Source organism: Massilia aquatica (genome assembly GCF_011682045.1).
GTDB classification, from domain to species: domain Bacteria; phylum Pseudomonadota; class Gammaproteobacteria; order Burkholderiales; family Burkholderiaceae_D; genus Telluria_A; species Telluria_A aquatica.
The window spans coordinates 37,250-62,502 of the sequence record NZ_VVIW01000005.1 but is presented as its reverse complement, the minus strand read 5'-3'; the positions used below and the strand labels follow the sequence as shown (position 1 = coordinate 62,502).

Sequence of the window (25,253 nt, the reverse complement as noted above, 5' to 3'; positions counted from 1 at the left end):
GGTCAGAGCTTTAATTAGGAACATTTCCAGGAACGCATGTAGGCGCGGCCTTCAGGAGGTCCTTACGCATCCATCCGACAATAAAGCGCGGGCCGCTGACCACGATCGTGCCGTGGAGCTGGGCGATCGTTACGGTGCCCTCGTTCCAGCGCAAGATACGCGGCAGTTTTTGAAGGTAAACAACGCTTGCGCCAGTGCGCTGGTCTTTCACATATCCCAGGCGTGCCAGCGTAGCGAGCAGGCTGCGCATGCTTGCCGCATCAGCGTGCGCCACGGAAAACCGCGCCGGCAGGACCATGCACACCGACACCAGCGAGCCCAGCGCCGTGCCGCACAGAAGCCCCGCCAACGGCGGCGCCCCTTCCTGCCCCATCAGGAGCGCGTGCAGCGGCAAGGTGCTCGCCAGCACGATGATCAGCCATGATCCCAGTTGCGACCAGGATTGAAACAGCAGCAGATAACGCCAGAACGGCTGTGGGTAAGTGAGCGCTGACATAGCTTTATGGGAAGGAAGAGAGGGCATCAATGTCACTCCTGGCGGATGAGGATGGAAGGGCCGCAGTGCCCTGTCCAGCCGATCCTGGCGCACCGCGCGCAGGGGCATCTTGAAATCGCTCAAAGATTACTTTGAATCATAATTCCTCCCCTGCACCGGCCTGAGCGGCGCAGAGGAATGGTTATCACTCGTTGCCGGAAAAAAGCAATTGCCACGCAAGCCCATCATGCAAGGCGGCGCCCTGTCCGCCGCACACCAGCATTTTCTTGCCATCCGGCGAGACATCGATACAGTGGCTGATGCGCGCCACCGCATCGGGAACCGCATGTTTTTCCAACAGATGCGCGGCTACCATCCGATTATTTTCAAGGGCGCGCATGCCGTCATCATTGGCGCACCACAGCGTGTCCTGGAACCAGGCCGCATCGGCGTACGGAAGGGTTTGATGGCCTTGCTCGACCAGCTCCCAGGCGCCATGACATCCTTTCCATACCGTGCCCGTGATATCGGTGATATACACGCAGCCGTCGCCGCCACAGGTAACCGTGTACAGCTTGCGGTCGGAGGGGAACGGCAATTTCTCCCAAGCGGTCCCGTTGAAATGCCATACCGCCCCCGCATCGCCGACGGCATACAAGTCATTTCCGGAAAAGCCGCTCAGGTCATTGAATCCGCTATTGCCAATGGCCTTGGTAATGAGCTTATCGCTCCTGCTCCTCAATTCAGAGGGAATGGGGATGCCGGTGTGTTCCTTCCAGGTTTGCCGGGGAAGGCGTTCAAAGATGCGCAGCGGGCTTCCGAGCGCATACAATTTACTGCAAACCCGCACCAGTTTATTGACTCCCGAGCCAATCTGGCCGGCGGCGGCATATCCCTAGCCACGGCCATCGAAAGCAATCGCCTCTTCAAAATCGCGATAGGTTTTCGGCTTGTATGCCCAGACCTGGCGGGCCAGGTCGACCACCAGGAATTCCTCCTGCGATGGCGCCCAGGCCGACGCCAGGCTGGCAAAGGACAAATCGCTGGTTTCAAGAACGAAAAAACGCTCGCTCACCGGCGCATCCATGCGCACGCTCACGAAGCGCGTTCGCCAGCCGGCGTCGCGCTCGTCCGACATTTCCACCAGCATCAGGCCGATGCGTCCATCGGCAAAGCCAATGGTGCAGTCGCGCACCATGAAGCCCTGGCAAATGTCTTTCCAACTTTTCTTATCGAACAACATGCAAGCGCCCGGGCGCATGGATGACTTGTGCGCATCATTGCCCAGAAAGAAACCAGCGTCAACGCCGGTGTTTTCCGAAAAAATCGACCAGCATCTTGCTCGCATCCGGCCCCGCCGCCGAGTTGAACGACAGGCGCGCGTCGCCCCCGCTCCAGGCATGCTGCAACTGGGCGATCCGGGCCACCCGCAGCACCAATTTGCGGCCCCGGTAAACGTCATGCAGCTGGTAGGGCAAGCCGCTGCGCCCAGCGGCCTTGTGCGCCACCCGCACCGGCGTGGCCGCCGGCAAATCATTGACCAGCATCGCCTGGCGCCGCAAGTGCACCTGGTTAACCGGGCGCACCACGCGGTCGTCATCGCCCTGGATCAGGATGGTCGGCAGCGACGGAAACCCCGGACGCCGCTCGAGCACCTCGGCAATCGCACTGTCGACCCGCGCGCCGTTACCGTGCTGCATGACGCCCAACGCGCCGACCGTGCTGTGCCCGGCTCCGTACAGCGGCCCGGAATGCAGGCCCAGTCCGGCGAACAGCTCGGGATGGTTGAGCGCCACGATATTGGCCATGCCCGCCCCCGCCGACATACCGCAGATAAACACCCGCGCGCGGTCGAGGCCATCAGCGGCCAGCACTTGGCTGACCATGCCGACAATCACCGGCACATCGCCGCCGCCCTGCTGGGTGGCGCGGTCGTACCATTTCCAGCAACGGTGCGGATGGGCGCTCAGGGATTGTTGCGGATACAGCACCGCATAGCCAGCCTTCTGCGCCGTCTGGTTCATGCGCGTGCCCTGGGCGAACTGGGTGGCGCTCTGCTCGCAGCCGTGCAGCATGACAATCAGCGGCCAGCCCGCAGGCGGCGCGATGCCATCGGGCAGATACAGCCAGTAACTCATCTGTCGCAGCACCTGCCCGGCCTGGCCGGCGTAGCGCGCGGCGAGCCACTTGCCGGGCGCCGGAGCATCCTTGGCCAATGCCGCCGGCGCGGCACGCGCTGCCGGCCCCGGCTTGGGCACGGCTGTCGACGCGCTGCGGGGTTTCGGCGCCGGCTTGGGCGCGGCAGTGGAGGCCGGCTTGGGCTTTGGCTTGGCGCGCGCCTTGGCGGCCGGCTTGGGCGGCGCAAACAAGGCGGTCAGCAGGCGCGCCGCCGAACGTTGCTGCGTTTTGCCTACGCGCATCAGGCTACGCAGTAAGGGGGCGCTCGACTTTACCATCGCAAGCGCACCATCACGCGCCGATGCAGGCGGGCCCACAGGAACGCGCAGAACGAACGGGCGGGAATCGGCTTGCCGGGCGGGCCGGCGTGGATGCAGCGTGGGTTGAGGTCCATGATGAAGGGCTCCTTTCGGCCAGCATAGCGTGCGTGCGCGGCGCCGCTCCGTGCGTTGCGCCGCTTAGCGGTTGCGATGAACAAAAAAGCAACATCGACGCACGTGGCGCGCGCGCCGGCACCATTGAGGCAGATCAAAGAACGGCTTGCGCCAGCCCCTAGTCTGTTTGCATAACGGACCGCGAACGGCGAAGTCCGCACACCCAAAAAACAGGAGAACGATATGAGCTACATGGAGCGCGACAAATATGGGATGTACAAAAACAGCGCCGGCCCCGGCCCGGCCCTGATGGGCGCCGACACCCTGATCGGCGACAACGTGGTCAATTCCCAGGAGGACGACCTGGGCGAAATCAAGGAAATCATGCTCGACATGCGCAGCGGGCAAGTTGCCTACGCGGTACTGGCTTTCGGCGGCATGCTGGGACTGGGCGAAAAACTGTTCGCGGTGCCGTGGCAGGCACTGCACCTCGATACGGTCAACAAGCGCTTCGTGCTCAATGTGGAAAAAGAGCGCCTGAAAAACGCGCCTGGCTTCGACCCCGACGCCTGGCCGGACATGAGTGACATCGGCTGGGCCAACCAGGTGCATGGGTTTTACGGCACCGATGCCGGCGGCATGAGGGCGGGATCGCAATCGGGCATGGGCGGCGGTGCAGCGGCGGGCGGCATGGCCGGCAGTGACATGAGCGGCAGCGGCATGAGCGGCGGCACTGCGCCAAGTTAAGCTCCCCCGAAAGTAAGCCCTGTCATTCCGGCCATTGGCAGAAATGACTTCCCGCGCAGGCGGGAATGACGGAGCTTAAGTTAGCGGCATCAGCGCTGCATCGACTCCCACACCTTCTGCAGGCGCTTGGCCGAGACCGGCATTGGCGTGCGCAACTCCTGCGCATACAGCGACACGCGCAGTTCTTCGAGCATCCAGCGGAATTCCACCATCTTCGGATCGGTGTTCTTCCCCGCCAGACGGTCACGTGCGGCGCGCATGAAGTGGCTGGCGGACTGGGTCCACTCGGCCATGAGCTTGGCGTCGCGCGCGGGATCGGCGCGCAGCTTTTCCAGCCGCACATTGATCGCCTTCAGATAGCGCGGAAAATGCGCCAGCTGCGCGTAATCGTTGTCGATCAGGAAGCGCTTGTGCACCAGACTCTGCAACTGCGACTGCATGTCGGCCGCAGCCTGCGCCTGCACGCCCTGCAACTTCTTGGGCAAGCCGTGGAACTCGGTCAGCACCTGCGAAACCAGCCGTGCAATCTCGTTCACCAGCAAGGTCAGGCGCGACTTGCCCTCGTCCTTGCGCTTGTTGAACGAGGCCGCGTCGGTCGGCAATGGATCTTGCAGGCAGGCGATGTCGATCGCCTTCTGGATGATCTGGTCGCGCAACTCTTCCTGCGAGCCCATGGCCATGAACTGCATGCCCATCTGCTGCAGCCCAGGAATATTCTTCTCGATAAACTTGATCTGTTCCTTGAACTGCAGTGCGAACAGGCGGCGCAGCCCGATGCGGTGGGTGGCGGTGGCCACGGTCGGATCGTCGAACACTTCCAGGTCGCAGTGGGTCTGCTTGTCGACCAGCGCCGGAAAGCCGATCAGGGTCAGCTTGCCCTGCACGATTTCGAGCAGTTCGGGCAGTTCGCCGAAGGTCCACGAGGTCAGGCCGGTGTGCTGGCTGACCTTGGGCGCATTCGGCTGCGTGCCCGGGTCCGCGCTCTTCGATGACGCCGCCGGCGCAGCCGAGGTGGTGGCGGTGGCCTGCACCTTGCCCGGCGCGGCCGGAATCGACACCTCCGCCAGCTTCTGGAAGCTCTGGCGCGCCTGCCCGCCGAATTCGGCCTGCAAGGTCGCCAGGTTGCGGCCCATGTCGAGCTGGCGCCCGTGCTCGTCGATCACCTTGAAATTCATGAAGTGATGCGCCGGCAGCGTTTCGGGCTTGAAGTCGGTGGTCATCACCATCAGGCTCGTTTCCGAACGGATGTCGGCGATGATCGCATCGATCAAATCCCCGCGCCCGAACTTGCCCGCCTCGTGCACGCGCTCGCAAAAACGCGCCGCGAAATCGGGCAGCGGCACGCAATGGCGGCGCAGCTTTTGCGGCAGCGACTTGAGAAGCAAGTGCACCTTCTCCTTCAACATGCCCGGCACCAGCCAGTCGGCGCGTTCGCGCGGCAGCTGGTTCAGCGCAAACAGCGGCACCGCCAGGGTCACGCCATCGCGCAGGCTGCCCGGCTCGAAGTGGTAGGTCAGCTGCATCTCGATGCCGGTCACCGACATCGCCTTCGGGAACAACTCGGTGGTCACCCCGGCCGCCTCGTGCCGCATCAATTCGTCGCGGTTCAGGAACAGCAGCTTCGGTTCCTTGAAGGTGGCGTCCTTATGCCACTTCTCGAAACCGGCGCCGTTGACCACGTCCGATGGAATGAGCTTGTCGTAGAAGGCGGCGATCAGGTGGTCGTCCACCAGCACGTCGAGACGGCGCGACTTGTGCTCGAGGTTCTCGATCTCTTTGACCAGCTTGTGGTTATGCGCGAAGAACGGCGCGCGCGTGTCGTAGTCGCCCGCCACCAGCGCATCGCGAATGAAAATCTCGCGCGCTTCGCTTGGGTTGAACTGACCATAGTTGATGCGGCGCTGGCTGTAGATCACCAGCCCGTGCAAGGTCGCGCGTTCGGACGCGGTAACCTGCGCGGCGCGCTTTTCCCAGCGCGGCTCGCCCCAGGATTTTTTCAGCAGATGGCTGCCCACCCGCTCGATCCACTCCGGCGCGATGTTGGCCACGCAGCGCGCGTACAGGCGCGTGGTCTCCACCAGTTCGGCCGCCATGATCCACTTGCCCGGCTTTTTGATCAGGGAAGAACCCGGCCACACGTGGTACTTGATGCCGCGCGCGCCCAGGTAGCCGGCGCCCGGCTCGTCCTCGGACTTGAAGCCGATGTTCCCCAACAGGCCAGTGAGCAGCGCCGTATGCAGGTTCTCGTAGGTGGCAGGCAGCTCGTTCATGCGCCAGCCTTGCTCCTTGACGATGGTGAGCAGCTGCGAATGCACGTCGCGCCATTCGCGCAGGCGCACCTGCGACAGGAAATTGGTGCGGCAGGTTTCCATCAGCTGGCGGTTGGTTTTCTTGTGCTCGATGGCCGCTTCGAACCACGTCCAGATCTTGATATAGGTGAGGAATTCGGACTTCTCGTCGGCGAACTTCTTGTGCGCCTCGTCGGCCGCCTGCTGGTGCTCCATCGGGCGGTCGCGCGGGTCCTGCACCGACAATGCCGAGGCGATGATCAGCATCTCGGTCAGGCAGGCGTTTTCCAGCGCGGCCAGGATCATGCGCCCGACCCTCGGGTCGAGCGGCAGCTTGGCCAGCTTGTGGCCCAGCGGGGTCAGGTCGTTCGACTCGTCGACCGCGCCCACTTCCTGCAGCAGCTGGTAGCCGTCGGCAATCGCCCGGCCTTGCGGCGGCTCGATGAACGGGAACGTCTCCACGTCGGTCAGGTGCAGGGACTTCATGCGCAGGATGACCGCCGCCAGCGACGAGCGCAGGATTTCCGGCTCGGTGAACTTGGGGCGCTGCAGGTAATCGTTCTCTTCGTACAGGCGGATGCAGACGCCGTCGGCCACGCGGCCGCAGCGGCCGGCGCGCTGGTTGGCGGCCGACTGCGCGATCGGCTCGACCTGCAACTGCTCGACCTTGTTGCGGAAGCTGTAGCGCTTCACGCGCGCCAGGCCCGCGTCGACCACGTAGCGGATACCCGGCACCGTCAGCGAGGTTTCGGCCACGTTGGTGGCCAACACGATGCGGCGCGCATTGGTGATCTTGAAGACCTTCTCCTGCTCCTCCACCGACAGGCGGGCGAACAGCGGCAGGATCTCGACATGCGGCGGATGGTGCTTGCGCAGGGCCTCGGCGCAATCGCGGATCTCGCGCTCGCCCGGCAGGAACACCAGCACGTCGCCCGACCCGAGGCGGCACAATTCGTCGACGCCGTCGACCACCGCGTCCATCAGGTCGCGCTTGTCGCGCGCGGCCTGCGCCTTGGGCATCGGCTTGCCCGCCGCGGGAGGCGGCGTGGCCGTTACCGGATCGCGGTCGACCGGGCGATAGCGCACCTCCACCTTGTACAGGCGGCCCGACACTTCGATTACCGGCGCCAGCTTGTCGCCGTTGGCGAAGTGGCGCGCGAAGCGGTCGGCGTCGATGGTGGCCGAGGTGATGATCACTTTCAGGTCCGGACGGCGCGGCAGCAGCTGCTTCAGGTAGCCGAGCAAAAAGTCGATGTTCAGGCTGCGCTCGTGCGCTTCATCGATGATGATGGTGTCGTAGTTCTTCAGCAGCGGATCGGTCTGGGTTTCGGCCAGCAGGATCCCGTCCGTCATCAGCTTGACCGAGGCGCCCGGTTGCAGGGTGTCGGTAAAACGCACCTTGAAGCCCACGTGCACGCCCAGCGGCGTGCCCAGTTCCTGGGCGATGCGCTTGGCGGTGGACGACGCGGCGATCCGGCGCGGCTGCGTGTGGCCGATCAGGCCTTTCTGGCCGCGTCCCAGCTCCAGGCAAATCTTGGGCAGCTGGGTGGTCTTGCCGGAACCGGTTTCGCCGGAGACGATGATGACCTGGTTTTCCAGCAGCGCCCTGGCGATATCCTGGCGTCGTCCGGAGACCGGCAGATCCTCGGGAAAGGTAATCGGTGGCAGCGGCGTGCGGAACACTTCGCGCGGCGCGCGTGCCGGACGCTCACCGGCGGGCTGGCCTTCACGCGGCGGACGCGGAGCACGTGCCGGACGCTCTCCGGCTGGCTGACCTTCGCGCACCGGACGCTCTCCGGCTGGCTGACCTTCGCGCACCGGACGCTCACCGGCTGGCTGCCCATCGCGTGGCGCACGCGACGCTCGCGCCGGACGGTCACCGGCCGGCTGCCCTTCACGCGGCGCACGTGGCGCTTGCGCCTGACGTTCCCCGGCCAGCTGCCCTTCCCGTGGCGGACGTGGCGCACGCGCCGCGCGCTCACCGGTTTGCTGCCCTTCGCGCGGCGCGCGCTGGCCGCCCGCCTGGGTGTCGCGTGGCGGCCGTGGCGTGCGCGCCTGGTCCGGACGCGCGGCGGATTGACCGGCCTCGCTGGCGTTGCGGGGCGTGGCGACGGGTGGCGACGGCGGTGTGGAAGGCTTGTTACTCTGTTCTGACATTGTTTTTTACATGAATTTAGCGCGCAAGTCGCGCAGCGAATTATAATGCGCCAAATGGAAACCCCTAACCAATTCGTCCAATGGCTGCGCTCAGTCGCGCCGTACATCCACGCGTTCCGTGGCAAGACCTTCGTGGTCGCCTTTCCGGGTGAACTCGTCACCGCCGGCGCGCTGCCGGTGCTGGCCCAGGACTTGTCGCTGCTGGTCGCCCTCGATATCCGGGTGGTGATCGTGCACGGCTCGCGTCCCCAGGTCGCCGAACAGCTCGCGCTACGGAACGTGGAAGGCCGTTTTCACAACGGCATCCGCATCACCGACACCGCCGCCCTCGAATGCGCCAAAGAAGCGGCCGGCGAACTGCGGCTCGACATCGAAGCCGCCTTCAGCCAGGGTTTGCCCAACACGCCGATGGCGCACGCCGCGATCCGCATCATCTCAGGTAACTTCGTCACCGCGCGCCCGCTTGGCGTGATCGACGGCGTCGACCTCGAACTGACCGGCATGCCGCGCAAGATCGCCGCCGAGACCATCCACGCGATCCTGGCCACCGACAGCCCTGTGCTGCTCTCGCCGCTGGGTTTTTCGCCGACCGGCGAAGCGTTCAACCTGACCATGGAAGACGTGGCCGTGTCGGCCGCGATCGCCCTGCACGCCGACAAACTCGTATTCATCACCGAAACGCCGATGATGCTAGACGAAGGCGGCGCCGAAATCCGCGAACTGTCGTCGCACCAGGCAGAAGCCGTGCTGCAGGCGGGTTTTTTGCCGGCCGACGCCGCGTTCTACCTGCAGCACGCCATCAAGGCCTGCAACAGCGGCGTGCCGCGCGCCCACATCGTGCCGTTCGAAATGGACGGCTCGGCCCTGCTCGAACTGTTTACCCACGATGGCGTGGGCACCATGATCAGCCACGAGAACCTGGAAAGCCTGCGCCGCGCCACCATCGAAGACGTCGGCGGCATCATCAAGCTGATCGAGCCGCTCGAAGCGGACGGCACCCTGGTCAAGCGCGGGCGCGAACTGATCGAACGCGAGATCGACCAGTTCTCGGTCATCGAGCACGATGGCGTGATCTTCGGCTGCGCCGCCCTGTACCCGTTCCCGGAATCGAAAATGGGCGAAATGGCCTGCCTGACGGTCAATCCGGACGTGCAAGCCCAGGGCGACGGCGAGCGCATTCTCAAGCACGTGGAAAACCGCGCGCGCGCGGCCGGCCTGAAACAGCTGTTCGTGCTCACCACGCGCACCTCGCACTGGTTCCAGAAGCGCGGCTTCAAGCCGGCCACGGTGGACGCGCTGCCCAAGGACCGCCAGCATATGTATAACTGGCAGCGCAAATCCCAAGTGCTGATTAAGTCTTTATAATCACGCCTTTACTTATCCGCTTGAGGAGTACACATGGCCCGCACCGTCCATTGCGTCAAATTGAACAAGGAAGCCGAAGGACTCGACTTTCCACCTTACCCGGGCGAACTGGGCAAGAAAATCTGGGAAACCGTCTCGAAAGAAGCCTGGGCCGCCTGGCTCAAGCACCAGACCATGCTGGTCAATGAAAACCGCCTGAACCTGGCCGACCAGCGCGCGCGCAAGTACCTTGCCACGCAGATGGAAAAACACTTCTTCGGCGACGGCGCCGACGCGGCGCAAGGCTACGTGCCACCGGCAGACTGACACCCAAATCGGTGCCAGGTCTGACCTGGCACCGATGTTTTACCCGACGTTCAAATCGCCCTGCACTGGCGCAATTCGCACTTGGCCTGGTAAATCGTGCGGTTGTCGCACACCATGCGGTATACCTCGACCGGACCCGGCGGCGTCATCAGGCCGGCCCCCACACCGCCCGTGCAACCTTGCTTCTTGGCCATGTTTTCCACTGTCACCGATGAAATGCCCGGACGGAACGCGACATGCGCGACCGGCTGGCCCTTGGCGTCGAGCGCCGGCGCTTGCACGACGGCCAATTTCACCGGCGCCTGGCGCACCGCGACATTTTTTTTCCCGACCGACGCACAGCCGCCCAGCACCACCGCCACACACGTCACCGCCAAAAGCAATCGCTTCATGTTATCCCCGTCGTTGAACTATTTCTTAAACTGCATGTTTGATCGATGTCTTGCCGCATCGATGTCGTGGACCGATTAAAACGTCAGCGTCTTCACGCCTTCGCTTGTTCCCAGCAGGCATACATCTGCCCCGCGCTGGGCAAACAGGCCGACGGCGATGACGCCGACGATCTGGTTGATCTCTTGCTCCAGCGCCACCGGATCGGTGATCGACAGGCCGGCCACGTCGATGATCTCGCCGCCGTTATCGGTAATGAACGCTTGTTCGGTACCTGGCTTGAGGCGCAGGCGCGGCTGGCCGCCCAGGGCCGCCAGGCGCCGCATCACGGCCGTGCGCGCCATCGGCAGCACTTCGACCGGCAGCGCAAAGGCGCCCATGGTCTGCACCAGCTTGGAGCCGTCGGCGATGCAGACGAACTGGCGCGAGACGGAAGCGACGATTTTCTCGCGCGTCAGGGCCGCCCCGCCACCCTTGATCATGGCGCCGCTGGCGGTGATTTCGTCAGCCCCGTCGATGTAGACGGCAATCCCGGTCACGTCGTTCAGGTCGTACACGGCAATGCCGTGCCCGCGCAGGCGCGCCGCGGTCGCTTCGGACGAGGCGACGGTGCCCTTGATGCGGTCCTTGATGGTGGCCAGCTCATCGATGAAGAAATTGGCGGTGGAGCCGGTGCCGACGCCGATGATCTCGCCGTCAACCACATAGGCAATCGCGGCACGCGCCACGGCTTGTTTCAATTCGTCTTGAGTCATGTCAAAAAATAGGGGAGAAAATGGAAGAATGCTCTTATTTTAACGGATCGCACCCCGCCAATACACCTTTACCGCCCCTTTTTGTTGCCATGTCGCATGAACGTCACCTTGTTGGTGGCACGGCTGGGCCGTTTTACCTATACGGCGTGGGAAACTATGCGAAAATGCCCCAGTGCATAGATTCTCTGGGAAGTGACATGAACGAAACGAAAACGGTCCTCGTCATCGATGACAGTCGGGTATCGCGGCTGATGGCGCGCCAATTCATCCTCAGCCGCCAGCCCGGCTGGCAGGTGGAAGAGGCCGGCACCGGCGAAGAAGGCATCGAGAAGGTCAAGACCCTCTCCCCCGTGCTGATCCTGATCGACGTCAACATGCCCGGCATGGGCGGCCTGGCCGCCGCCGAGCATTTGCGCGCGGCTTGCCCAAGCGCGCATATTTCCCTTTGCACGGCCAACGTCCAGAACGCCACCCGCAACCGCGCCAACGAACTGGGCATCGGTTTCCTGGAAAAGCCGATCACCGAAGCGCGCATCCACGCCCTGATCGGCGCCCTGGAATGAACACGTTCAATCTCAGCGAACTGCAGCACGATGCGCTGGTCGAAATCTTCAACATCGGCGTCGGCCACGCGGCCAAGTCGATGAGCGAGATCGTCAATGAAGAAGTGACGATGTCGGTGCCGTCGATCAGCTTTTTGAACCGTGCGGATGCCGCTGAGATGCTCGGCAACAAGGACAGCGCCCGGGTGTGCGGCGTCAGCCAGCATTACGAAGGCGCCTTCAAGACCGAAGCGATCCTGATGTTCCCCGAGGACAAGAGCCTCGACATCGTGCGCCTGATGGTGGGCGAGTCGGTGCCGCTCAAGGAACTGACCGAGATGGAGCAGGAAGCGCTGAGCGAAATCGGCAATATCATCCTCAATTCCTGCGTCGGCACCCTGGCCAATATTTTCGCGCAAGAACTGAGCGGTTCCCTGCCCGAGTACCACGTCGGCACCAGCGAAGAAATCCTGAGCGCCACCGGCGGCCTGGGCGATACCGTGGTGCTGATGCTGCACATCGACTTCATCCTCGAAAAACACCAGATCCACGGCTATGTGGCCTTCATCCTCGACCTGACTGCGCTGCACGACCTGCAAGACCAGGTCGACCGCTACCTTGCCAAGATCATGGGTCCGGCCTGACATGGCGCTCGCCGCGGCACCTGGCCAGGGCATGCTTGAAAGCGTGCTCGGCGCGATCAATCTGGGTACCATCGTGCTCGACCACGCGCGCCGGGTGGTGGTGTGGAACCATTGGATGAGCCAGTACTCCGACTTGCCGGCCGACAGCGTCGTGGGGCAGGATTTTTTCGCGCTGTTCCCCGAGCTTAACGGCAAGCGCATCGACAGCGCGGTACGCCAGGCGCTGCGCGACAATTTCCCATCGGTGCTGTCGCAGACCTTGCACAAGGCCCCGTTCGCACTGTTTGCGAATGACGCCGCCCGTGCCGCGGGCGAGCGCATGCAGCAGGCCGTGGCGGTCACGCCGCTGGACGTGCCGGGGCTGGCGCGCCATTGCCTGATCCAGATTACCGATGTCAGCGTGGCGGTGACCCGCGAACGCCTGCTGCGCGACCAGGCGCTGGAATTGCGCTCGCAGACGTTCTCGGATGGCTTGACCGGGATCGCCAACCGGCGCCATTTCGATGTGGCGATGGAAAAGGAAATGCGCCGCGCCAAACGCTCGGGCACACCGCTCTCCTTATTAATGATCGATATCGATTCCTTCAAGCCGTACAACGACCATTACGGACACCAGCAGGGGGACGACACCCTGATCAAGGTGGCGCACGCGCTGGCCGCCATGCTGCAGCGTCCGGCCGATCTGATCGCGCGCTATGGCGGCGAAGAGTTCGCCGTGATCCTGCCCGAGATGACGCCCGACCACAGCCAGGTACTGGCTGAAAAGATGCGCGAGCGCATTGCCGCCCTGGGGATTCCACATGCCAAGGCCGAGCTGACCGGGTATGTCACGGTGAGCATTGGCCTGGCGACGCACGCGCTGGAGCATCCGAGCGATATTGCCGTGTTGCTGGGCGAAGCCGACCGGGCGCTGTACATGGCCAAAGGGGCCGGACGCAACCGGGTGGTGCGCTTCAGTGCGGTGTAGGCCCTTACGGTTCCGGCGAATAACTGCGCTTTAACACCCGCAACACAAAGGTCGACCTGCTGTGGCGCAAGCCCGGCAGTTTGTACAACCTGCGCCGTAAAAATTCCTCATACCCCGCCGTGCCCGCCACCGCCACCTTGATCAGGTAATCGTACTCCCCGGTCAACAGATACGCTTCCAGCACCTCCGGCATATCGGCCAGCGCCTGCCCGAAGCGCTCGAAGGTATCGTCGTCATGCCGGTCCAGGGTCACCTCGATCATCACCGTATCGGGCACGCCCAGCGCCTTCTGATTGAGCAGCACGGTGTAGCCCTCGATCACCCCGGCCTCCTCCATCTGCCGTACCCGGTTCCAGCATGGCGAGGCCGACAGCCCGATGCGCTCGGCCAACTGGGTATTCGCAATGCGGCCATCGCGACGCAGCTCGCGCAAGATCTTGCGGTCAATCTCGTCAAGTTCGGCAGCATTCATGGCTTTTCGTACCCCAAAGGAAGAAATCTGACGATAGCACATCTTTTACAGAAGATTCTTCCATTATCACCAAAACCAGCGGCCACTTCGAAAGCCTATTCCGCCACCCTGCGGATATCCTTTCAGGCATGAACGATAGCCACCTGCCCCTGCACTTTTCCGTTGCCAAGACGGCCACCCTGGACACCCTCGAAGCCGTGCTGGCCATTGCCCGCCGTGGCGGCCTGCACCTGGCAGCACTCGAACTCGACAGCAGCGCCGCCGACGATGTCATTTTCCTCGACCTGCGCGCCCAAGAGCCCGACCTGCTCGACCTGTTCATGACGCGCCTGCGCAACGTGATCGAGATCATCGACATTCTCCCCTTCCAGGAAAAAGTTGCACGTATGCATGTTGCTTAATAAGCATAAATGGCGGACACTACAACGTCGCGCAGCCGCGCCAGCCTTGTCGAAGCCCATGCCCATATTCACCCGGAAACGCGTAGCCATCCTGATCGCCGTGATCGCTGCCGGCGCCGCCGGCACTGCTTACCTGCAATCGAAAAAACCGCCCGTGATCCCGGAGTCGCGCTACCGCTCGGCCCTGGTCGACACCGGCACCATCACCCAGACCGTCACCGCCACCGGCACCATCAACCCGGTGGCGCTGATCAATGTGGGCTCGCAAGTGTCGGGCACCGTGGTCGAGCTCAAGGCCGACTTCAACGACCACGTGAAGAAGGGCCAGGTCTTGCTCAAACTCGACCCGACCATCTTCAACGCCCAGATCCGCCAGGTCGAAGCCGGCCTGGCCTCGGCCGAAGCCTCGATGCGCCTGGCGCAAGCGAACTTCGAACGCAACGAACGGCTGGTGGCGCAGAATTACGTCTCGAGCCTGACCCTGGACCAGTCGCGCCGCGAGCTCGACGTGGCCAAGGCCAACATCAAGCTGTCGCAGGCGCAACTGGCGCGCGCCCAGGCCGACCTCGACAACAGCGTGATCCGCGCCCCCATCGACGGCGTGGTCATCAAGCGCACCATCGACCTGGGCCAGACGGTGGCGGCCTCCTTCACCACGCCCAACCTGTTCCAGATCGCCAAGGATTTGACCAAGATGCAGATCGACACCAGCGTCTCGGAAGCCGACGTCGGCGCGCTGAAAGATGGCCAGCCGGCCCACTTCGTGGTCGACGCCTACCCCGACCGCGAATTTGCGGCCAGCATGCGCCAGTTCCGGCTGGCGGCCAACGTGGTGCAGAACGTGGTCACCTACAACGTCGTGCTCGACGTCGAAAACAAGGAAGAATTGCTCAAGCCCGGCATGACGGCCCAGGTGCGGCTGGTGGTCGGCAACCGCCCGAATGTGTTGCGCATTCCCACCGCCGCGCTGCGTTTCCGCCTCAGCGATGAAGAGCTGGAAAAGGAACAGAAGAAACAGAAAGCCAGCGGCAAGACGCCGGCCATGGTGCCGGCCCCAAGCGAGGAAGACGACATCGCCTTCCGCAGCAAGAGCGAAACGGCGCGCATCTTCAAGGTCTACAAGCTCGACGAGAAGAACGAAGCCAGGCCGGTCGACATCAAGATCGGCCTGTCCAACTTCCGCTACACCGAAGTGCTCGCGGGCGAGCTGAAAAAGGGCGACAAAGTCATTACGCGCGCCAACGCCAGCGCCAAGAGCGAGTTCTGATGCCGGCGCCAGACTCGGCGACGCCGCTGATCGATATCCGCCAGGTCACCAAAAGCTATTTTTCGGGCAGCATGGAAACGCAAGTGCTGTTCGGCATCGACCTGCTGGTGCCGCGTGGCGACTTTCTGGCGGTGATGGGGCAATCCGGCTCGGGCAAGTCGACCCTGATGAATATTTTCGGCTGCCTGGACCAGGCCACCGGCGGCACCTACCTGCTTAACGGCATCGACACGCTGACCCTGTCGCGCGCCGAACTGGCCACCGTGCGCAACCGGACCATTGGCTTCGTGTTCCAGAGCTTTAACCTGATCAAGCGCATGAGCGTGGCCGAAAACGTGGCCTTGCCGCTGATCTACGCCGGCGTGTCGCGCGCCAAAGCCCACGCCAAGGCGCTGGTCGAACTGGACCGGGTCGGCCTGGCCGATTACGCCAGGCGCACGCCTAATCAATTGTCGGGCGGCCAGCAGCAACGGGTGGCGATCGCGCGCGCGCTGGTGGGCGACCCGCCGCTGATCCTGGCGGACGAGCCGACCGGCAACCTCGATACCCAGACCAGCGTCGAGATCATGCGCTCCTTCCAGCAACTTAATACCGAACGCGGCATCACCATCCTGCTGGTCACGCACGAGAGCGACATTGCCGCCTACAGCAAGCGCCTGATGCGCCTGAAAGACGGACGCGTGCTGTACGACGGCCCCGCCGCCGAAGGCTTGCGCGAACTGGCCCTGAGCCACGAGCAGCAGGCGCTGGCGCATGGAGAGGCGCCATGAATGTCTTCCAGGTCGTGATCGAAGCGTTCCGCTCGATGAGCGCGAACCGCCTGCGCACCGCGCTGACCATGCTCGGCATCATCATCGGGATCACCTCGGTGGTGCTGCTGCTGGCCCTGGGCGACAGCATGCAGCGCTTCATCGGCAAGGAACTCGAAGCGCTGGGCACCAATATGCTGTTCATTTCGCCGGGCGGCAACCGCGCCGCGGCCCAGCGCATGCGCGCCGGCGCCGCGCCCGCCCTGACCCTGGCCGATGCGGCCGCCTTAAATACCCTGCCCAGCCTGGCGGGCGCCGCACCGGCCTTGCAGAGCGGCTTCAAGCTCGCGGTCGGCAACGAAACCTCGTCCAGCAGCGTCAGCGGCGTGACGCCCGCGATGTTCAAGATCCGCAACTGGAAGATGGAACTGGGCAGCGTATTCAGCGAAGCGGACGTGCGCGCCGCTTCGCGCAGCGTGATCATCGGACACAAGGTGGCCGACCAGTTCTTCTACAAGATGGACCCGTTGGGCAAATATATCCGCATCGAAAACGTCGCCTTCCAGGTGGTGGGCGTGCTGCACGGCGAAGGCAAGCAGATCGACGGGCCGGACTTGTCGGAACTGGTGCTGGTGCCGATCACCGCCGCCCGCGCCCACCTGATCCGCAACCCCTTTCCCGACAATGTGCATTACGTCGTGGCACAGGGCAAGTCGGACGGCAACTTGCAGGACGCCATCGAAGACATCAATGAAACCCTGCGCGACCGCCATCACATCAAATTCGAGGAGCCGGACGACTTCCGCATCGACAACCTGGCCTCGTTTGCCGAAACCGCCGGCAAGATCAGCGCCGGCATCGCCGCCCTGCTCGGCCTGATCGGCGCCATTTCGCTGGTGGTGGGCGGGATCGGCATCATGAACATCATGCTGGTGTCGGTGACCGAGCGCACGCGCGAGATCGGCATCCGCATGGCCATCGGCGCCAAGCCGCGCGATGTGCTGCTGCAATTTTTGACCGAAGCGGTGGTGATTTGCCTGGCCGGCGGCGTGGTCGGGATTGCCATAGCCATGGGACTGGCGGCGGCGATCACGGCCAGCGGCAAGTTCGACGTGGTCATCAGCCTGTCGGCGGTGATCGTGGCCTGCGGCTTTTCCAGCCTGGTGGGGGTGTTCTTTGGTTTTTATCCGGCGCGGCGCGCCTCGCGCCTGTTGCCGGTCGATTGTTTACGTTACGAATAGACTTTGATGACATTGACCTTACTGATTGCCATGATGCTGGCCGCTGGCCCCACGACCGCCCAGGACGCCGAGCCCGTGAAAGAGGCCGAGGCCGTGAGAGAAGTCGACACGGTGCAGATCAACGCGGTGCGCGATCCGGATTTCAAGACCTACAAGGCGTTTGTTGCCGGGCTCGATGCCTTCGACGCCAGGCACACGCTGGCGCCGGCAGCGCCCCTGCGCTTCCTGCTGCGCCCGAGCGCGCCGGACGCCAGCATCGAGGGCGTGACCATCCGCATCGCCGGCAACGACACCAGCATTGCCGTGCCGCTGGCGGCCGATGGCACGTTTGCCATGCCGCGCAACCAGGCGGCGCTGGACGAGGACGCCGAAATCATCCTCAACCGCAAGAAAGGCAGCTTCCGCTGGCGCCCGGACGTGCGCACGCCGGACGTGCCCGCCAATGCGCGCCGGCTGGGCGATCTGCGGCTCGAATGCGAGGTGCGCTGGGCGGTGGAGCGCAAGGAGATGGGTTTCGCCAAACGCACGATGATCAGTGCGCTCGGCGGGCCGTGCAAGACGGCGCGTGTGCATGTGATGCAAGCGGCGCCGCGCGCGCTTGCGGGGTATCGCATGGTGGCCGGGCAACGCAGCGAAACCGCGCCGCCCGGCGCGGTGAAGGACGACAAGATGACGTATGTGGCGCCGCTGTCAGATGCCAGTTGGCCCGATGATGCGCTGGTGGAGTTTGAATTCAGCGGGGAGAAGTGATGTCTGGCGCAGCGAGCGGGGCCTGGCCGAACTGCCGGCCTCGCGCCCGCGCCATTAAAACTCTCTACGCTGCGTTCATTCCTCAAAATCGGCAACCATGTACGACACACCATCGACCACGATTTCCTCGGAAATTTCCAGTGCCATTCCACAGGCCGTTATTCTGAATTCAGAAAATAGTTCCTGGAAGTCCAAGGGCAACAGCCCTTCACGCACTGGGTAGCTGAGCGGCAAATCCAGGTGCGGCACAGGCAGCCGGATCGTACCGTCGAGAACTCGCTTGCACATGGGAGCTACCCACAACCCTATCTCGTACTCATCATTATCGGGGTTGATATGCGTCTGTATATAGTCCAGCACTTCTCTTGCTAGGCGTTCAAGCCTGACCGTGTCCACCTCGGCATAAAACCCGGCCTCCGCCCCCATTCTGACAAGTCGCCTTTTGGTCAAGCGCATGGAAATGTCCCAATCAATACGGGAACGGAAAATGCGCTGCGATTAGTGATCATGGTTTGAGTCCCTCCACCAGATTGACGATATCCATTTTGTGTAGTGCCAGCAATCGTCGATGCGAATACCGTGATGGCGTGCTTCGCCGTGACCTCATAGATGTCAAAGCGGCGCGTTTGCTGACTCTCCAAAGGAAAGCCAATACGATCGCATAGTTGATCGAAGCTCATCCCTTTTAACATTGACATTTCGTCCGCCGTGGCAAAAAACGCGGAGTACTTTCCAGGTACAGCGCCTGCCGGCACCAATTTATATAAACAATCACCTGCCACCAGCGCGATTGCTTCAGGCATGTTCGATCCACTCGCCATCAATTCCGATGCTTTGTCCAGGGCCTCGAATGGACTCATCCCTTGAGAGGTATATGACGCAACCAGCCTGCGGCCGGCGTCACTATCAAAAGGGTTGCAAACAATCCCGTGGGTCTTGTACCCGTCCGGTCCTCCAAATCCATTTGCTGGCGGACGTACCCGCCGTGGCACAGGCCAACTGTAGATGCCAACACGTGCCGGCTGTGCATGGCTCGACCGTTGAACGATTCCCTTGGTGAGCGCATTGGCCCTTGGCAGCGGCCTGGATACTGCCTCACAGACAAGTGCGCCGGTGTCCATGATGCGCTGTCACAGACCAAGGCTTGCCGGGAAAGGCCTGTACGCCAGCTCAACGCTTTCAAGGATTTCAGACAACAAGATCGTCGACATGTCACCGTCCACTGTGCTGGGTTAAATTATTTCCACATGGAATCTTTAACCAACATTAGCTGAACGAATGAGACTCCCAATTGATCGGGCACAAAAAAATTCCCAAACGAAATAAGTGGTGATTTCTACCCAGCACAGCCAGCACGCCCCTTGCCATCAACCGCCCCGCCGTGAAGCGTGCGGAATTGTCCCGCCCCGCCCGCCTTTCCGCTCAGGCAAAACCTGGCGCGATAGGCCCGCGGCGCGCTCGTTAGCATGGGTGGCTTGATGTCGATCAGGGCCTCGTAGAGCTTGCCCGGCTGAAGCGGCAACGCTGTCGTTTTCGGCAACACGGGTAAGCGCCCCGCATACGGGATGCACAGGCGAAAGGTGACCAGAAAAGGCCGTTCCGGGGGGATCGTCATGGCCCACATCAATGCCTTTCCTCCAGCGCTCACCTCGTTCACGCTGATCGAACGAAATTCCGGCGCCCCGAAGCGGTGCTCGTCTTTCTGAAAGACCGTAAAGCACGGCATACCCCCGCTTCCCATCCGCACATCGAGCTCGCCAACCAGCGGCGCCGCTGATACATTCACGCACCACGTGACAGCCATGCCACTCCACCATATCAGCCGATTGGGTCGCATAAAAAGATTTCCCTAGAAAATATTTAGTAAGTAATTGCCAAGGGTAAAGAGGTTCCTGTGCGCAGTATTGACTGAGCACATACGGAAACGTCACGTGGGAGTTGACGCAGCATCAGGAAACTTGTCCGACCCAACAAGGCAGGCAGCGTCGACGCTCGGTCAGCACGGCGATCGGCCGTGATGAACTGACCGCGGCACGATCGGCCAGGTCCTGGGGACTGAGCGTCGAGCGTCGGGCGATAGGCTGTATAGTTGACGCTACGGGTGGGCGCGATCCGATTGCTCACCTGGCGCTGGCTCGGGACATCACACGTACAGCAAGGAGAAACCATGCGGCCACTGCGCTACTCCATCAACCTCACCCTGGATGGGTGCTACGACCACCGGGTCGGGATTGCCGATGCGGAACTGCATCGCCATGCGGCCGAGACCCTGGCCCGGGCCGATGCGCTGCTGTTCGGCCGCGTGATCTATCAAATGATGGAATCGGCATGGCGTACACCGGCGCCGCAGGGCGAGCGGCCCGACTGGACGGCGCCCTTTGCCCGCACCATCGGCGCGGCAAAAAAATATGTGGTGTCAAGCACCCTGGAGAGCGTCGACTGGAACGCGGAACTGGTGCGCGGCGACCTGCGCACCACCGTGGAAGCGCTCAAGCGCGAACCCGGCAATGGCTTGTATACGGGCGGGGTGAGCTTGCCGCGAGCGCTGGCCGAAATGGGATTGATCGACGAGTATGAATTCATCGTGCATCCCAGGGTGGCGGGCCACGGACCGAGCCTGTTCGCCGGCTTGCCGCGGATGCTGGACCTGGCCTTGGTCGGCCGGCGCGAGTTTGCCTCGGGCGCGGTGGCGCTGCGCTACGTGCCGCGCTGAGCCCTCCGTCAGTTGCCCCGAAGCGGAGATTGCCCCTCGAGCGTTCTGGCGGCCCTGCTTATACGTCAATGCTGACTTCAAAACTTTCCGGGACGAGGGCGACAGTAAAACGACGCAAGCCGGCGACCTCGTTCAGCGGGTGCGTCATTGTAAAAAATGCGTCATCCGCAGCCTCGACAACCCACCCCTCTCGCTCATAGAACCGTTTCGCCGCCCCATTGACACGAAACACGCGCAAGTGCAGCGGACGACCTGACTGATGAGTACATGCCAGGATTTTTTGCAGCACGGCAGCCCCAATCCCCATTGATCTGACCGTTGGCGTCAGAACAAGCATGCGCAGATGGACGTCGGTGTCATCGATGTCGAGCTGGATATAACCGCAAAGCTGCGTATCAAGCTCGACGATATAGCTTGCTGAAGCAGCAAATGCTTTGTTGAAGTCGTCTCGCTGCCAGACTCGATCCCATCCCCAGATGGATTCGATGTGCGCTCTCAGCGCGCTTTCGTAGAGCGTCCAGATGGTGTCCTTGTCCGTTGTGCAGGCCAGTCGCGTCGTGATTTTCATGGAGTATGCTTGGTTTTCAAACCGCCGCTCCTGGGCCGACAGCGGCTAGCGGCGCGCCCCAGGCAGATGATCGCGGCCTGCGGGATCCTGGCGGAAGCCGGCCAGCACGGTCTCGAACAGCGCCAGGCTGCGCGCGTAGCGCTGCTGCGCCATCGCATTGGAAGAACGCATGAACTTGAGCACGAAATAGTCGGCCAGCAGATCGCCCTGCGCTTCCATGTTGAAGTCGGCCAGCGACTTGTGCGCGGCCAGTTCATACACATAGCTCAAGCCGATGCGCACCGCGCCGCGCCAGCGCACGGGGTAACCCAGCTGGTGCTGCCACACATGTACCATCTCGTGCATGAACCAGTGGCGCATGTGCTCGTTAGCGGCCGAAAAATCAGGCAGGCAACGCGATTTGTCGAAGTACATGGCGCCATTGGGCGTCATGGCGCAGTTGATCGGCTGCAGCCCGAACGGCAGGTAGCGCCGGTTGTAGATGCGTACCTTGGCATAATCGATGGCGTGGCCGAACAGCAGTGTCGCCATAGCGATTTCGCCTGCGGCGAGGTGTCGCCAGCGATGCGAATGCAGGCAACGAAAAGGGACAGCATTCATTGTGTGGTTTGCAGGATTGAGAAGCTCGCCCATTCTAATTTAGATTGCTGAAAGACGGTTTCGAACAGCCTCGGAATATCACCACCGTATTCCAGTCGAGCCTGATGCAGACCAGCCGGTCCATCCCCTATCCCCAGAAGCAGGCGTTGAGCTCCCGCAAGAGCTCTAGTATCATTCCCATTACACATACTGCTTAGAGTAAAAACATGAACACCGTCGGCACAGCATTAATCACTCTCATGTTCGGCACTTTCGCCTGGGTGATGACGGTTGATATAGCAAGAGCGCTTCGCTCTGGCAGTGCCGTTTTCAGGATCGGCACATGGAGCGGTCCTTGGGAAAATCCAATCAGCAGGCTGACTTCGCCCTTTGCCTTCTGGAGTGCCGTCATCTGGACCGCTCTTTGGGTGATTCCGATTAGTATCTGTCTCGCTATCGCCGCCACGAATATGTACCAACTTCTTTGAGTCGATGGCGTCGCCCAACAAGGCCGACGCCATCCTGATTTCACCAGCCGTCATGGAACGCCCTGGCTAACCGCGCCAGCAAGGCCGCACGTGGGCGCGCCTTAAGCCTTAACGCAGCGCGGACGCCGCCCGGGCCAGCTCGGTGATGCGGGCCCAGTCGCCGGCCAGGATCGCGTCCTTTGGCGTCAGCCACGAGCCGCCCACGCAGGCTACGTTCTTGCACGCCAAAAACTGCGGCGCAGTCTCGATGGAGATGCCGCCGGTCGGGCAGAACGTCACGTCCGGCAGCGGGCCGCCGATCGCATTGAGCATGCCCACGCCGCCCGCCGGCACCGCCGGGAACAGCTTGAGCTGGCGGAAGCCCGCTTCGCGCGCGGCCATCACTTCCGAGGGCGTCATCACGCCCGGCAGCAGCGGCAGGCCGCTTTTGCGCGCCGCCTCAATCAAGGCCGGCGTGAGGCCCGGCGAAACACCGAACACCGCGCCGGCGTCGCGCGCCGCTGCAAACTCATCGGCCTGGGTCAATGTGCCGACGCCGACGATGGCGCCTTCCACCTGCGCCATGGCGCGGATCGCGCCCAGGCCGTGCGCAGTGCGCAAGGTCACTTCCAGCACGCGGATGCCGCCTGCAACGAGGGCCTTTGCCAGCGGCACGGCGTGCTCCGGATCGTCGATGGCAATCACGGGAATTACGCTCGCCGAGCGCATGATGTCGAGTAGGGTCATGGTCATTTTGGGTTCTTGATCAAAAAGTCTTCGTCGGAGCCAGGCAGGGTGTCGCCAATGTCGGCGGCGTCGTGCAGCTGCACGGTGGTGGGAATAGGCGATGGCAGCGGGAAGGTGGTGGCACCCTTCTCGGCTTCGCTGATAGCGTTGCGGAACATGGTAAACAGTTCGCGGCCCATGCCGATATGGCTGGACGACAGGTCGGCCGTGGCCTGCGAGCGCGCAGCCCACACCGCCGCCGGCACCAGCGCTTCGAGCGTGCCGGTGGTGGCGTCGAGGCGGATGATGTCGCCGTCGCGCACCAGCCCCAATGGGCCGCCGGCCAGGATCTCGGGCGAGACGTGGATCGCGGCCGGCACCTTGCCCGACGCGCCAGACATGCGCCCGTCGGTCACCAGCGCCACGTGGCGGCCGGCGTCCTGCAGGTTGGCCAGCGCCGGCGTGAGCGCGTGCAGTTCCGGCATGCCGTTGGCGCGCGGACCCTGGAAGCGCAGCACGGCCACGAAGTCGCGATCGAGCTTGCCCGCCGTGTAGGCGTGCATGAAGTCTTCCTGCGAATTGAAAGTCAGCGCCGGCGCTTCGACGATGCGGTGTTCTTCCTTGACCGCCGAGATTTTCATCACCGCGCGGCCCAGGTTACCGGCCACCAGGATCATGCCGCCATCGCGCGCGAACGGCGCCGCCGCCGGGCGCAGCACGCTGTCGTCGCCGGTGAGCGCAGGCAGTTCCTTCCAGATCGCCTTTGCGCCATCGAGGAAGGGTTCGGCACAGTGCGCGCGCAAGCCCTTGCCGAGGATGGTGGTCACGTCGTCGTGCAGCAAACCTGCGTCGAGCAGTTCGCGGATCACGAAACCGGGACCGCCGGCGGCCTGGAAGTGGTTCACGTCGGCGTCGCCGTTCGGGTAGATCCGGGTGAGCATCGGAATGACCGCCGACAGCTCGTTGAAGTCGTTCCAGTCGATCACGATGCCGGCCGCCTTGGCGATCGCCACCAGGTGCAGGGTGTGATTGGTCGAGCCGCCGGTGGCGAGCAGGCCGATCACCGCGTTGACGATGCACTTTTCATCGACGATCTGGCCGACCGGCGTGTAGCTGCCGCCCTGCTGCGAAATGGCGACCGCGCGCTGGGCCGCGGCGCGCGTGAGGCCGTCGCGCAGTTCCGTGCCCGGGGTGATGAAGGCGGCGCCCGGCATGTGCAGGCCCATGATCTCCATCAGCATCTGGTTGCTGTTGGCGGTGCCGTAGAAGGTGCAGGTGCCGGCGCCGTGGTACGACTGCGACTCGCATTCGAGCAGCTCGTCGCGCGTGGCCTTGCCCTGCGCGTACAGCTGGCGGATGCGCGCCTTTTCCTTGTTCGACATCCCGGTCGTCATCGGCCCGGCCGGCACGAATACCGCCGGCAGGTGGCCGAAGTGCAGCGCGCCGATCAACAGGCCCGGCACGATCTTGTCGCACACGCCCAGGTACACCGCCGTATCGAACATATTGTGCGACAGCGCGATGGCAGTCGCCATGGCGATCGCGTCGCGCGAAAACAGCGACAGTTCCATGCCCGGCTGGCCCTGCGTGACGCCGTCGCACATGGCGGGCACGCCGCCGGCGAACTGCGCCACCGCGCCGACTTCGCGCACCGCGTCCTTGATAATGGCCGGGAAGTGCTCGAATGGCTGGTGCGCCGACAGCATGTCGTTGTAGGCCGAGACGATCGCCACCGATGGCTTCTTGACCTGCTTGAGCAGCAGCTTGTCGTTGGCCGGGAAGGCCGCGAAGCCGTGCGCCAGGTTGGTGCACGAGAGCGCGCCGCGCTGCGGGCCTTCGATGCGCGCCGCATCGAGATGCGCCAGGTACGCGCCGCGCGACGGACGGCTGCGTTCGATGATGCGTTTGGTGACCGATTCAACTACGGGATGCAACGCCATGGTCGTTCCTTATGAATTTATTTCGTGAAATTTTACTACAAAATCTCCCGGAACCACACATCTTGGGTCCCGGACTTGCGCACTTTGCTCATCCGTTGCCAGGTAACAGTCGATGAAGATGCCTGGCAACATCTATAAGGCACGCGTTCGGTAAGTCGAGGCTGCCAGTTTTTTGTAGTGAATTTACGTGAA

29 protein-coding genes are annotated in these 25,253 nt (G+C 63.0%); 12 read left to right on the top strand and 17 right to left on the bottom strand.

Annotation, left to right across the window (positions count from 1 at the left end; genetic code table 11):
* Positions 1-10: 10 nt before the first annotated feature.
* The 5 genes from F1609_RS10985 to F1609_RS35055 all read right to left on the bottom strand — a co-directional run bounded on the left by F1609_RS10985 (position 11) and on the right by F1609_RS35055 (position 3,047).
* Positions 11-619, bottom strand: a complete 609-nt coding sequence (locus F1609_RS10985; RefSeq protein WP_167076482.1) for a hypothetical protein — start codon at positions 617-619, stop codon at positions 11-13.
* Positions 620-680: 61 nt separating this feature from the next.
* Complete coding sequence (locus F1609_RS10980) at positions 681-1,307, bottom strand: hypothetical protein (RefSeq protein WP_196785427.1); 627 nt, start codon at positions 1,305-1,307, stop codon at positions 681-683.
* Between the two features lie 63 nt (positions 1,308-1,370).
* Entirely contained in the window at positions 1,371-1,718 is a 348-nt protein-coding gene (locus F1609_RS10975; protein WP_167076481.1) for a hypothetical protein, read from the bottom strand.
* Between the two features lie 58 nt (positions 1,719-1,776).
* Positions 1,777-2,895 (bottom strand): extracellular catalytic domain type 1 short-chain-length polyhydroxyalkanoate depolymerase, encoded by a 1,119-nt coding sequence (locus tag F1609_RS10970; RefSeq protein ID WP_229421813.1) that lies wholly within the window; start codon positions 2,893-2,895, stop codon positions 1,777-1,779.
* 29 nt (positions 2,896-2,924) lie between these two features.
* Positions 2,925-3,047 carry a hypothetical protein gene (locus F1609_RS35055; RefSeq protein ID WP_267876784.1) on the bottom strand — a complete coding sequence of 41 codons (123 nt, stop codon included), beginning with the start codon at positions 3,045-3,047 and terminating at the stop codon, positions 2,925-2,927.
* Between the two features lie 223 nt (positions 3,048-3,270).
* Between F1609_RS35055 and F1609_RS10965 the strand changes: the two genes are divergently transcribed.
* On the top strand, positions 3,271-3,774 hold the full coding sequence (locus F1609_RS10965) for a PRC-barrel domain-containing protein (RefSeq protein WP_167076479.1): 504 nt from the start codon (positions 3,271-3,273) through the stop codon (positions 3,772-3,774).
* 89 nt (positions 3,775-3,863) lie between these two features.
* Here the strand turns inward: F1609_RS10965 and hrpA are convergent, their stop codons facing one another.
* Positions 3,864-8,219 (bottom strand): ATP-dependent RNA helicase HrpA, encoded by a 4,356-nt coding sequence (gene hrpA, locus F1609_RS10960; RefSeq protein ID WP_229421811.1) that lies wholly within the window; start codon positions 8,217-8,219, stop codon positions 3,864-3,866.
* 54 nt (positions 8,220-8,273) lie between these two features.
* Here hrpA and argA point away from each other — a divergent pair, with 54 nt between their 5' ends.
* Positions 8,274-9,584, top strand: coding sequence for an amino-acid N-acetyltransferase (gene argA / locus F1609_RS10955; RefSeq protein WP_167076478.1), 1,311 nt, complete (start codon positions 8,274-8,276; stop codon positions 9,582-9,584).
* Positions 9,585-9,617: 33 nt separating this feature from the next.
* Entirely contained in the window at positions 9,618-9,890 is a 273-nt protein-coding gene (locus F1609_RS10950) for an oxidative damage protection protein (RefSeq protein ID WP_126074017.1), read from the top strand.
* A 50-nt stretch (positions 9,891-9,940) separates the two neighbouring features.
* Here the strand turns inward: F1609_RS10950 and F1609_RS10945 are convergent, their stop codons facing one another.
* Together F1609_RS10945 and rpiA are read right to left on the bottom strand one after the other, a co-directional pair.
* Entirely contained in the window at positions 9,941-10,282 is a 342-nt protein-coding gene (locus F1609_RS10945) for a hypothetical protein (RefSeq protein WP_167076477.1), read from the bottom strand.
* A gap of 75 nt (positions 10,283-10,357) precedes the next feature.
* The gene (rpiA, locus tag F1609_RS10940) at positions 10,358-11,035 is read right to left on the bottom strand and encodes a ribose-5-phosphate isomerase RpiA (protein WP_167076476.1); all 678 of its coding nucleotides are present in this window, start codon (positions 11,033-11,035) and stop codon (positions 10,358-10,360) included.
* Between the two features lie 197 nt (positions 11,036-11,232).
* Between rpiA and F1609_RS10935 the strand changes: the two genes are divergently transcribed.
* From F1609_RS10935 to F1609_RS10925, 3 genes are read left to right on the top strand one after another with little or no spacing between them, the layout of a single operon-like run.
* Complete coding sequence (locus tag F1609_RS10935; RefSeq protein WP_167076475.1) at positions 11,233-11,598, top strand: response regulator; 366 nt, start codon at positions 11,233-11,235, stop codon at positions 11,596-11,598.
* Positions 11,595-12,221 carry a chemotaxis protein CheC gene (locus tag F1609_RS10930; RefSeq protein ID WP_167076474.1) on the top strand — a complete coding sequence of 209 codons (627 nt, stop codon included), beginning with the start codon at positions 11,595-11,597 and terminating at the stop codon, positions 12,219-12,221. The genes F1609_RS10935 and F1609_RS10930 overlap by 4 nt, the downstream gene beginning before the upstream one ends.
* 1 nt (position 12,222) lies before the next feature.
* The gene (locus F1609_RS10925; protein ID WP_229421810.1) at positions 12,223-13,188 is read left to right on the top strand and encodes a sensor domain-containing diguanylate cyclase; all 966 of its coding nucleotides are present in this window, start codon (positions 12,223-12,225) and stop codon (positions 13,186-13,188) included.
* Positions 13,189-13,192: 4 nt separating this feature from the next.
* Here the strand turns inward: F1609_RS10925 and F1609_RS10920 are convergent, their stop codons facing one another.
* Positions 13,193-13,660 carry an Lrp/AsnC family transcriptional regulator gene (locus tag F1609_RS10920; RefSeq protein WP_167076473.1) on the bottom strand — a complete coding sequence of 156 codons (468 nt, stop codon included), beginning with the start codon at positions 13,658-13,660 and terminating at the stop codon, positions 13,193-13,195.
* A 128-nt stretch (positions 13,661-13,788) separates the two neighbouring features.
* Between F1609_RS10920 and F1609_RS10915 the strand changes: the two genes are divergently transcribed.
* Genes F1609_RS10915 through F1609_RS10895 form a run of 5 tightly spaced genes read left to right on the top strand, consistent with a single transcriptional unit; the run spans position 13,789 to position 18,068 of the window.
* A complete protein-coding gene (locus tag F1609_RS10915) occupies positions 13,789-14,061 on the top strand; it encodes a hypothetical protein (RefSeq protein WP_167076472.1) in 273 nt (90 codons plus the stop codon).
* A gap of 58 nt (positions 14,062-14,119) precedes the next feature.
* Entirely contained in the window at positions 14,120-15,328 is a 1,209-nt protein-coding gene (locus F1609_RS10910) for an efflux RND transporter periplasmic adaptor subunit (RefSeq protein ID WP_167076471.1), read from the top strand.
* Complete coding sequence (locus F1609_RS10905) at positions 15,328-16,098, top strand: ABC transporter ATP-binding protein (RefSeq protein ID WP_308609365.1); 771 nt, start codon at positions 15,328-15,330, stop codon at positions 16,096-16,098. Before F1609_RS10910 ends, F1609_RS10905 begins: the two co-directional genes overlap by 1 nt.
* The gene (locus F1609_RS10900) at positions 16,095-17,318 is read left to right on the top strand and encodes an ABC transporter permease (protein ID WP_229421809.1); all 1,224 of its coding nucleotides are present in this window, start codon (positions 16,095-16,097) and stop codon (positions 17,316-17,318) included. The genes F1609_RS10905 and F1609_RS10900 overlap by 4 nt, the downstream gene beginning before the upstream one ends.
* 6 nt (positions 17,319-17,324) lie before the next feature.
* Positions 17,325-18,068, top strand: a complete 744-nt coding sequence (locus F1609_RS10895; protein WP_167076470.1) for a hypothetical protein — start codon at positions 17,325-17,327, stop codon at positions 18,066-18,068.
* 75 nt (positions 18,069-18,143) lie between these two features.
* On the opposite strand, the gene F1609_RS10890 is transcribed toward F1609_RS10895, so the two are convergent.
* From F1609_RS10890 to F1609_RS10880, 3 genes are all read right to left on the bottom strand, one after another.
* Positions 18,144-18,524, bottom strand: a complete 381-nt coding sequence (locus tag F1609_RS10890; RefSeq protein WP_167076469.1) for a hypothetical protein — start codon at positions 18,522-18,524, stop codon at positions 18,144-18,146.
* A complete protein-coding gene (locus F1609_RS10885; protein ID WP_167076468.1) occupies positions 18,515-18,871 on the bottom strand; it encodes a hypothetical protein in 357 nt (118 codons plus the stop codon). Before F1609_RS10885 ends, F1609_RS10890 begins: the two co-directional genes overlap by 10 nt.
* 533 nt (positions 18,872-19,404) lie before the next feature.
* Positions 19,405-19,872, bottom strand: a complete 468-nt coding sequence (locus F1609_RS10880; RefSeq protein ID WP_167076467.1) for a hypothetical protein — start codon at positions 19,870-19,872, stop codon at positions 19,405-19,407.
* Between the two features lie 363 nt (positions 19,873-20,235).
* Between F1609_RS10880 and F1609_RS10875 the strand changes: the two genes are divergently transcribed.
* Positions 20,236-20,781: a dihydrofolate reductase family protein gene (locus F1609_RS10875; protein ID WP_167076466.1), complete on the top strand. Its 546-nt coding sequence runs from the start codon at positions 20,236-20,238 to the stop codon at positions 20,779-20,781.
* A gap of 58 nt (positions 20,782-20,839) precedes the next feature.
* Here the strand turns inward: F1609_RS10875 and F1609_RS10870 are convergent, their stop codons facing one another.
* The 5 genes from F1609_RS10870 to edd form a co-directional block, all read right to left on the bottom strand.
* Entirely contained in the window at positions 20,840-21,349 is a 510-nt protein-coding gene (locus F1609_RS10870) for a GNAT family N-acetyltransferase (RefSeq protein WP_167076465.1), read from the bottom strand.
* 45 nt (positions 21,350-21,394) lie between these two features.
* Positions 21,395-21,880: a Rhs element Vgr protein gene (locus tag F1609_RS10865; protein ID WP_167076464.1), complete on the bottom strand. Its 486-nt coding sequence runs from the start codon at positions 21,878-21,880 to the stop codon at positions 21,395-21,397.
* Between the two features lie 262 nt (positions 21,881-22,142).
* Positions 22,143-22,340 carry a hypothetical protein gene (locus tag F1609_RS10860; RefSeq protein WP_167076463.1) on the bottom strand — a complete coding sequence of 66 codons (198 nt, stop codon included), beginning with the start codon at positions 22,338-22,340 and terminating at the stop codon, positions 22,143-22,145.
* A 184-nt stretch (positions 22,341-22,524) separates the two neighbouring features.
* A complete protein-coding gene (gene eda / locus F1609_RS10855) occupies positions 22,525-23,148 on the bottom strand; it encodes a bifunctional 4-hydroxy-2-oxoglutarate aldolase/2-dehydro-3-deoxy-phosphogluconate aldolase (protein WP_167076462.1) in 624 nt (207 codons plus the stop codon).
* The gene (edd, locus tag F1609_RS10850) at positions 23,145-25,061 is read right to left on the bottom strand and encodes a phosphogluconate dehydratase (protein WP_167076461.1); all 1,917 of its coding nucleotides are present in this window, start codon (positions 25,059-25,061) and stop codon (positions 23,145-23,147) included. The genes eda and edd overlap by 4 nt, the downstream gene beginning before the upstream one ends.
* Between the last annotated feature and the right edge of the window lie 192 nt (positions 25,062-25,253).